At 70.2% G+C, this 6,021-nt stretch carries 7 protein-coding genes; 4 read left to right on the top strand and 3 right to left on the bottom strand.

The features are described 5' to 3' along the window. The coding region (locus RT91_RS16900; RefSeq protein WP_035188628.1) for a transposase at positions 1-565 on the top strand (565 nt) is incomplete at its 5' end. Here RT91_RS16900 and RT91_RS16895 read toward each other — a convergent pair. Continuing rightward, complete coding sequence (locus tag RT91_RS16895; protein ID WP_240314336.1) at positions 562-2,343, bottom strand: PAS domain-containing sensor histidine kinase; 1,782 nt, start codon at positions 2,341-2,343, stop codon at positions 562-564. The two genes, RT91_RS16900 and RT91_RS16895, sit on opposite strands and share 4 nt — an antisense overlap. Before the next feature lie 280 nt (positions 2,344-2,623). Here RT91_RS16895 and RT91_RS16890 point away from each other — a divergent pair, with 280 nt between their 5' ends. Next, positions 2,624-3,085, top strand: coding sequence for a PH domain-containing protein (locus tag RT91_RS16890; RefSeq protein WP_011941619.1), 462 nt, complete (start codon positions 2,624-2,626; stop codon positions 3,083-3,085). Positions 3,086-3,094: 9 nt separating this feature from the next. On the opposite strand, the gene RT91_RS16885 is transcribed toward RT91_RS16890, so the two are convergent. Together RT91_RS16885 and RT91_RS16880 are read right to left on the bottom strand one after the other, a co-directional pair. Next, complete coding sequence (locus tag RT91_RS16885; RefSeq protein ID WP_013639530.1) at positions 3,095-3,274, bottom strand: hypothetical protein; 180 nt, start codon at positions 3,272-3,274, stop codon at positions 3,095-3,097. A 1-nt stretch (position 3,275) separates the two neighbouring features. Then, positions 3,276-4,097 (bottom strand): hypothetical protein, encoded by an 822-nt coding sequence (locus RT91_RS16880; protein ID WP_035188627.1) that lies wholly within the window; start codon positions 4,095-4,097, stop codon positions 3,276-3,278. A gap of 155 nt (positions 4,098-4,252) precedes the next feature. On the opposite strand from RT91_RS16880, the gene RT91_RS16875 reads away from it, so the two are divergent. Both RT91_RS16875 and RT91_RS16870 read left to right on the top strand, forming a co-directional pair. Further along, positions 4,253-5,707, top strand: coding sequence for a short-chain fatty acyl-CoA regulator family protein (locus RT91_RS16875; RefSeq protein WP_011941621.1), 1,455 nt, complete (start codon positions 4,253-4,255; stop codon positions 5,705-5,707). A gap of 43 nt (positions 5,708-5,750) precedes the next feature. Beyond that, positions 5,751-6,021, top strand: a 271-nt coding sequence (locus RT91_RS16870; protein ID WP_152982859.1) for an AAA family ATPase, incomplete at its 3' end; no start/stop codon positions are given.

The following is a 6,021-nucleotide window of genomic DNA, read 5'->3' as shown; positions in this document are numbered from 1 at the left end:
TCTGAGCGACGACGCCGGACAATTCAATATCGGCCGGCACGCGTTGTGCTGGGTCCACGCGGAACGGCTGGTGCATAAACTGGACACGTTCAACGACCAGCATCGCGCCGCTCAAACGCGGGTTCGTGGCCTGATCTGGGATTTTTACGCGGACCTCAAAGCGTACCAGCAAAAACCGGGCAAGCGGCAGGCTCGGGCGTTACGGACCCGCTTCGACCGTATCTTCCTCTGCCGCACCGGCTTCGTGACGCTGGACCGTCTGCTGGCGCGGCTGCACGCCAACAAGGCCGAACTACTGATGGTGCTGGAACGGCCGGAAATCCCGCTCCACACCAATGGTTCGGAAAACGACATCCGCGGTCACGTCACGCGGCGGAAGATCAGCGCCGGAACCCGGAGTGAGACCGGCCGGGATTGCCGCGACGCGTTCCTGAGCCTCGCCAAGACCTGTGACAAACTTGGCATCGCGATCTGGGATTATCTGGGTAGCAGGTTCAAGGTGGTGGGGGCCGCGATCATCGCGCCGCTCGACTTCTACGTCAGAGCCCGCCTCCGCCCCACCTAACCAGTATCCGCGACAATTTCTTCGTTCCCGCCACCTGCTCGATCGTTGGCCTGCTGACCAAGTCGAACTCGGGTTACCCACCCTTTTGCCCCTCTTACGACGATATCGGTAAACAGCACCGCGATTTCCGGATGGGCTTCCAGCGCCGCAATGCCGGCAGCACCCGTCGCCGCGTCGATCGTGGAATAGCCGAGGCGGGCAAGCCGGCGCTCCGCGACGCGCCGCACCGCGGGATCGTCCTCGACCACGAGAACGATCGCCCGGCCCGGCGGCGGGGAGGGGGCCGCCTCGTCGTCGGCGGCGGGCATTTCGGCCCGGATCGCCGGCAGGAACAGGCGAACCGTGGTGCCGAGGCCCGGTTCGGAATAGATCTGCACATGGCCGCCGCTCTGCTTGACGAAGCCGTAGACCATGGACAGGCCCAGCCCCGATCCCTCGCCGACCGCCTTGGTGGTGAAGAACGGCTCGAAGGCGCGGCCCCGCGTTTCGGCGCTCATGCCGATCCCGCTATCCGTCACTGCCAGGACCACGTAATCGCCCGGCAGGGTCTCGGCCTGTTGTGCCGCATAGTCGGCATCGACATGGAGCAGGCCGGTCTCGATCACGAGACGGCCGCCCTTGGGCATGGCATCCCGCGCGTTGAGGGCGAGGTTGAGCAGCGCCGTCTCGATCTGTCCGGGATCCGCCATGGTGCGTGGCAGCCCGGCGGCGAGCCGGGTCTCGATCATGACCGGCGAGCCGAGCGTGCGACGGAACAGCGGCGCCATCTTCCCGACGAGCTCGTTCACGTCGATCGCGAGCGGACGAAGGGTCTGCCGCCGGCCGAAGGCGAGCAGCCTTGCCGCCAGTTCGGCGCCGCGTTCGGTGGCGAGCCGGGCCTCGGCGAGCAGTTCCGCCGCCTCGCCGCCGGCGACATGGCTCTCCAGCATTTCGAGATTGCCGGAAATCACCGCCAGCAGGTTGTTGAAATCATGGGCGAGGCCGCCGGTAAGCTGGCCCACCGCCTCCATCTTCTGCGCCTGGGCAAGGTCGTTCTCGAGCCGCTTGCGCTTGCTGGCGTCGCGGATGAAGCCGGTGAACAGCCTCGTCTCCGGCAGGTCGACCTCGCCGACGGCGAGTTCGATCGGGAAGGTCGAGCCATCGGCCCGGCGGGCCTCCACCTCGCGGCCGATGCCGATGATGCGCCGTTCGCCGGTTTCGAGGTAACGGGCGAGATAGCCGTCATGCGCGGCGGCATGGGGCTCGGCCATCAGCATCGACACGTTGCGGCCGACGACCTCCTCGGCGGCGTAGCCGAACATCCGCTCCGCCGCCTGGCTGAACGACCTCACGGTGCCGCGCGGATCGATCACGACGATGGCATCCGGCGCGGTGTCGAGGATCGAGCGGAGCCTGGCCTCGGTGCTGCGATGCTCGGTGATATCCCGCGCGATCTTGGAAATGCCGACGATGCAGCCTTCCGTATCATGCACCGGGTTGAGCGTGAGCAGCACGCGGACGAGCGTGCCGTCCTTGCGCCGGCGGATGGTCTCGAACTGGTCGAAGGTCTCGCCCCTTGCCGTCCGGGCCAGCAGTTCGTCCATTTCCGCCTCGCGCCCGGGCGGCGCCAGCACATGGATCGAGCGCCCGATGATTTCGTCCGCGCGATAGCCGAACAGGTTCTCGGCGCCTTCGCTCCACGACGTGATGATGCCGTCGAGCGACTTGCCGATCAGCGCGGCCTCGAAGGATCGGGCGAAGGCCAGCGGCGCGTCGGGGGCTTCGGGCTCCGGAGTCATGAGGGGGTTTTACCCGCTGCGGCGTCTGGCGTCGATGCGCAATTGCGGCGGCCCGAACGGGTGCGGCGTCCCCGCCCGCGGATTGCCGCCACCGGCCGCGTCTGCTACGTCGCCGTTCGCACCCCTCGCGAAGTCGAAACCGAGCGTTACGTGGATTCGGGGGTGAACGTCGTGAACGACATGTTGATCTGATCTCGGATCAACATGACCTATATCGTGAGGCCCGGGCCGGCGTCACGGCGGGCGCGCCAGCCAGGCCCACCGCACCGGGAGATCGTCCGTGAGCTATATCGAGCAGGTCCTGCTGCCCGACGAAACCGTGATGAGCTGGACGCATCTTCATTGGTTCGTCTATCTCCGCGGCATTGTCACCATGGTCCTGGCCTTCGCGCTCATCATCGCCGGCGGCCTCGCCGGTGGCCGGCCGTCGACCTACCTGCACGTCGCCGCCGCCGCCGCCTTCCTCCTCGGCTGCTGGCTGCTCCTCGTCGCCTGGCTCCGGCGCATGTCCACCGAACTTGCGGTGACCGACCGCCGGGTCATCCACAAGAGCGGCATCCTCGGCCGCACCACCCATGAAATGAGCCTCGAAAAGGTCGAGAGCGTCGAGGTCCGGCAGTCCATTGCCGGCCGGCTCTTCAATTACGGCACGGTCATCGTCCGCGGCACCGGCTCGACCTGGGAACCTTTCCCGCGAATCGCCGACCCCCTCGCGTTCCGCAGCAGCATCACCGCCGCCTGATCCCGCGCCTCAGCCCCGGGGCGCCTGCCGGGCAAGCCGGGCGATCACGGCGTTCGCCTCGCGGATCGCGCGCCCCTCATCCCCGGTTCGCGCGAGGCACTCATTGGCGATCTTCGCCCAGAGTTCCCGCAATTCGGGCGTGTTCGCCCGGTGCGTATGGCGTTCGGCCTCCTCCGCGCTCCACGGCATCTCAGGCTCCCTCCGTCGAATCGATCACCACCAGCAATTCGCCCGCGAGCGGCGAGGGGGCGCGGTCGGCCGGCAGCGTCGCCGCGATCCGCGCATCGTCCCGGGAAGCCGCCTCCTGTTCGGCGTCGAGCACGCCGTGGCGATCGAGGAACCGGTTCATCGCCGCCGATATCCGCACGCATCCCTGCGAGCCCGTCTGGCCGAGGCGCGGTTCCAGGTAATCCGGGTCGGTTGCATGCACCAGCAGCCGGATCTCGCCGGTCTCGCCATCGCTCCGCCAGCCCTTTTCCGCGACCCGCCAGCCGAAATCCCACACCCGCATCCCCTTCAGGCCCAGGCCGCGGATATGGTTCTCGTTGAACGTGCCGAGCGCCCGGTAGTCGAGAATGCCCGTCGTATGGGCAAACACGCCGACCGGGGTGATGAAGTATCCCCGCCGCCCGGCCTGCCCGGTTGAAACGGCGTCGCACCCGACCACGTCCCACGCCCCGGCGGGCCGCGCCGCGACGATGCAGAGACGCTGGACCCGCGGATTGCGATCGACGACGACGATGAGCTGGCTCCGGGTCACACCCACCCCGGCCGCCGCCAGCCCGCGCCGTGCCGCCGCGATCCATTGCGCCGCGGCCGCGGGCGCGGGCACGCTCGCCCGCGGCACCTCCCGGGCCAGTTCCGCCGCTGCCGCCGCGACCTCGGCGCGAAACGCCGCATCCGCCGCGCGTTCCGGCGCCGGCGGGCGAATGGCGGCCCGCACCGGCGGCCGCGCGCAGCCGGCCAGCAGCACCACGAGACACAGCAGGGTTACGCCACCACGCGCCTTCATCCGGCTCCTCCGCCGTTCCGCTCCGGCCGCGATAGACCCGCCGGGGCGATCGGTCATTGATCCAGCGCAGCCGGCCGGTTTGACGGCCCCCGCCGGGGCGGCTAGCGATCCGGAGGCTGCGTCCGAGCGGCCGCCGCGCGGGGCGGGCAGGGGGCGTGACCGAGCCCGAGGACCGTCCTTTGCGCGAACCCAAACTCTTCGCCGGCGCCAGGATCAGGCAGATCCGCGAGCAGCGCGGCCTGCAGCAGCGCGACATCGCCCGCCGCCTCGGCCTGTCGCCGAGCTACATGAACCAGATCGAGAACGACCGCCGGCCCGTGCCGCCGCGCCTCGCGGCGCCGCTCTGCGACCTGCTCGGCATTCCCCTCGCCGAACTCTCCGGCGATGACGAGGTCCGCCGCGCCGGCGACCTGCTCGAAGCCGCGCTCGACCCCGCCCTCGGCCCCGGTCGCCTCACCTTCACCGAGGCCCGCGCCGCCGTGCGCGACACGCCCGAACTCGCCCGCCGCTTCATCGCGCTCTACGCCGCCTATCGCGCCCAGCAGGCCCGCCTCGCGCGCGATCCCGCCCTCGGCCGCGACGAACCGGGCCCGCTGCCGCCCTATGACGAGGTGCGCGACTGGGTGCAGTCCGAGCGGAACTACTTCCACGAGATCGACCTCGCGGCCGAGCGCCTCGCCGCGCATATCCATGCGACGCTGGGCCCCGATTCCGCCGCCCTCGAACGCCATCTCGCCGCCGGTCACCGGATCGAGGTCGTTCCCTCGGCCAATCTCCTCCCCGACGGCATCCTCTGGCAGATCGACCGCCGCAACCGCCGCCTCCTCATCGCCGAGGAAATGCGCCTCGAAACCCGCCGCTTCTCGCTCGCCCACGTGATCGGCCTGCTCAGCCACGGCCGGCTGATCTCGCGGCTGATCGAGCGGGCGAAAGTCTCGTCGGACGCCGCGCGCGGCATCGCCCGCGTCGCCCTCGCGAACTACTTCGCCGGCGCGCTGATCATGCCCTACGCCGCCTTCCTCGCCGAGGCGGAGGCCGAACGATACGACATCCAGCGCCTGCAGATCCGCTTCCAGGCGAGCTTCGAGCAGGTCTGCCACCGGCTCAGCACGCTGCAGCGCCCCGGCGCCCAGGGCATTCCGTTCTTCTTCCTCAAGACCGACACCGCCGGCAACGTGCTCAAGCGCAGCAGCGCCACCCGCTTCCGGTTCGACCGCTTCGGCGGCCCGTGCCCGCTCTGGAACGTCTACCAGGCCTTCTCGCAGCCGGGGAAAATCTCCGTCCAGCTCGCCCAGCCGCCGGGCGAAACCACCTATATCAGCATCGCCCGCACGGTCGGCGGCGGCGGCACGTCCTACCTGTCGCGCCCGCGCGCCGTCGCGGTCGGCCTCGGCTGCGAGATCCAGTACGCGCCGCGCATCGTCTACGCCGCCGGGCTCGATCTCGACCGCCCCGGCGCGATCGACCCGATCGGCCCCGGTTGCCGCTCCTGCCCGCGCGTCGCCTGCCGCCACCGCGCCATGCCGCCGATCGACGGCACGATCGATGTCGGCACCGCCGAGCGTGGCGTGGTGCCCTACCGCGTCAGCCGCCCGCCGCCCGGCGCGTGAGCGCCATCTGGCCGGAACGACCGGCCTCGACTATCAGGGCGCGATGACGATCCCCGGCAGCCCCGTGAATCCCGCCGCGCCGCTGCGGATCGAGTCCCTGCGCCTCACGGATTTCCGCTCCTACGCCCGGCTCGACTGGCAGCCCGGCGGCATGGTCGTCGCCCTCGCGGGGCCGAACGGCGCCGGCAAGACCAACCTGCTCGAAGCCGTCTCGCTGCTCGCCCCCGGCCGCGGCCTGCGCGGCGCCCGCCTCGCCGAACTCGCCCGCCGCGCGCCCGGCGCCTCCGGCGGCTGGGCCGTCGCCGCCCGGATCG

Origin of the sequence: Acidiphilium sp. JA12-A1 (genome assembly GCF_000724705.2) — a bacterium.
GTDB lineage: Bacteria > Pseudomonadota > Alphaproteobacteria > Acetobacterales > Acetobacteraceae > Acidiphilium > Acidiphilium multivorum.
Note: the sequence above shows the minus strand (reverse complement) of the source record. Positions and strands in the feature narration are given on the sequence as shown.

What these genes read in the sequence shown, in the direction of transcription:
- RT91_RS16895 (WP_240314336.1), bottom strand. Translation starts at nt 2,343, where the DNA reads ATGACTCCGGAGCCCGAAGCCCCCGACGCGCCGCTGGCCTTCGCCCGA.
- RT91_RS16880 (WP_035188627.1), bottom strand. Translation starts at nt 4,097, where the DNA reads ATGAAGGCGCGTGGTGGCGTAACCCTGCTGTGTCTCGTGGTGCTGCTG.
- RT91_RS16885 (WP_013639530.1), bottom strand. Translation starts at nt 3,274, where the DNA reads ATGCCGTGGAGCGCGGAGGAGGCCGAACGCCATACGCACCGGGCGAAC.